Source organism: Streptomyces sp. NRRL WC-3549, from assembly GCF_000721935.1.
Taxonomy (GTDB): domain Bacteria; phylum Actinomycetota; class Actinomycetes; order Streptomycetales; family Streptomycetaceae; genus Streptomyces.
Window position 1 is genome coordinate 73,366 of the sequence record NZ_KL585405.1, and the last position, 1,933, is coordinate 75,298.

Annotated in this window: 1 protein-coding gene and 1 pseudogene; both read left to right on the forward strand. The window is 71.8% G+C overall.

All coding sequences use genetic code 11. From position 1 onward, the window contains the following. Nucleotides 1-1,598: bifunctional polysaccharide deacetylase/glycosyltransferase family 2 protein (locus tag IH13_RS0118335; protein WP_063837459.1), on the forward strand; the 1,598-nt coding region annotated here is incomplete at its 5' end. Further along, nucleotides 1,595-1,933: pseudogene (locus IH13_RS0118340) on the forward strand (acyltransferase); the annotation flags it as partial. The gene IH13_RS0118335 and the pseudogene IH13_RS0118340, both read left to right, overlap by 4 nt.

Sequence of the window (1,933 nt, forward strand, 5' to 3'; positions counted from 1 at the left end):
TCGCGCAGTACATCGGCAGCCGCGGCTACCTCACCGTCGTGAACAACACCGACAGCGAGGACTGGAAGCGCCCCGGCGTCCGGGCGATCATCGACCGGGCGACGCCGCGGCACGGCAAGGGCGCCATCATCCTGATGCACGACTCCGGAGGCGACCGGTCCCAGACCGTGGCCGCCCTGGACGAGTTCCTGCCCCGCATGCAGGAACGCGGCTACGAGTTCACCAACCTCACCACCGCCCTCGGCGCCCCCAGCGCGCACACCCCGGTCACCGGGTTCGAGCTCTGGCAGGGCAAGGCCTTCGTCTACGCCGTGGGCATCTCGGAGCACATCACCAGCGTCCTGGTGGTCGGTCTCGCGATCATCGGCGTCCTGGTGTTCACCCGCTTCGGGCTGATGCTGCTGCTCTCCTTCCTGCACGCCCGGCGCGTCCGGCGCAAGGACTTCCGCTGGGGCGAACCGTTCACCCGCCCGGTGTCGGTGCTCGTGCCGGCGTACAACGAGCGCAAGTGCATCGAGTCGACCGTGCGGTCGCTGGTGGCCAGTGACTATCCGATCGAGGTCGTCGTCATCGACGACGGCTCGACGGACGGGACGGCCGACGTCGTCGAGGCGATGGGCATCGCCAACGTCCGGGTCGTCCGCCAGCGCAACGCCGGAAAGCCCGCCGCGCTCAACAACGGCATCGCCCACGCCCGTTACGACATCGTCGTGATGATGGACGGCGACACCGTCTTCGAACCGACCACCGTGCGCGAACTCGTGCAGCCCTTCGGCGACCCCCGCGTCGGCGCGGTCGCGGGCAACGCCAAGGTCGGCAACCGCGACTCGCTGATCGGCGCCTGGCAGCACATCGAGTACGTGATGGGCTTCAACCTCGACCGCAGGATGTACGACATCCTCGGCTGCATGCCCACCATCCCCGGTGCGGTCGGCGCCTTCCGCCGGAACGCGCTGGACCGGATCGGCGGCATGAGCGAGGACACCCTCGCCGAGGACACCGACGTCACGATGGCCCTGCACCGCGACGGCTGGCGCGTCGTCTACGCCGAGAACGCCCGGGCCTGGACCGAGGCCCCGGAGTCCGTCCAGCAGCTGTGGTCGCAGCGCTACCGGTGGTCGTACGGCACGATGCAGGCCATCTGGAAGCACCGCCGCGCGGTCGTCGAGCGGGGCCCCTCGGGCCGCTTCGGACGGGTCGGACTGCCGTTCGTCTCCCTGTTCATGGTCGTCGCCCCGCTGCTGGCGCCGCTGATCGACGTGTTCCTGCTGTACGGGCTGGTCTTCGGCCCGACGGGCAAGACGGTCACCGCGTGGTTCGGCGTCCTGCTGATCCAGGCCGTGTGCGCGGCGTACGCCTTCCGGCTGGACCGCGAACGCATGACGCACCTGATCTCCCTGCCGCTCCAGCAGGTCCTCTACCGGCAGCTCATGTACGTGGTGCTGCTCCAGTCGTGGATCACCGCACTCACCGGTGGCCGGCTGCGCTGGCAGAAGCTGCGCCGTACGGGCGTGGTGGAGGCCCCCGGAGGGGCCCAGGCCCGCCCGGTGTCCCGACGTAAGAACGCGCCGCAGACGGACCGGAGGCCGGTCGCATGACCTACCCGAACCAGCCCCGGGGCGGTGACCACGAGGCCTCGGCCGGGTGGCCGGCGGCCGAGGGCGCCGCCACACACCCGGGGGCGGACTCCGGCCACCCGGGGCACGGCTCCGGCGTCCCCGGGTACGACTCGGGCTCCCCGGGGACGGACTCGGGCCGTCCGGGGCACGGCTCCGGCGTCCCCGGGTACGACTCGGGCTCCCTGGGGACGGACTCGGGCTACCCGGGGCACGACCCCGGCTTCTTCCCCGGGCGGGGCCCGGCGGCGGCCCGGCCGTTCGGTGCCGCACCGGGACACGGTGTGCAGGCGCCTCCCTCGTCTACGGCGGGCACC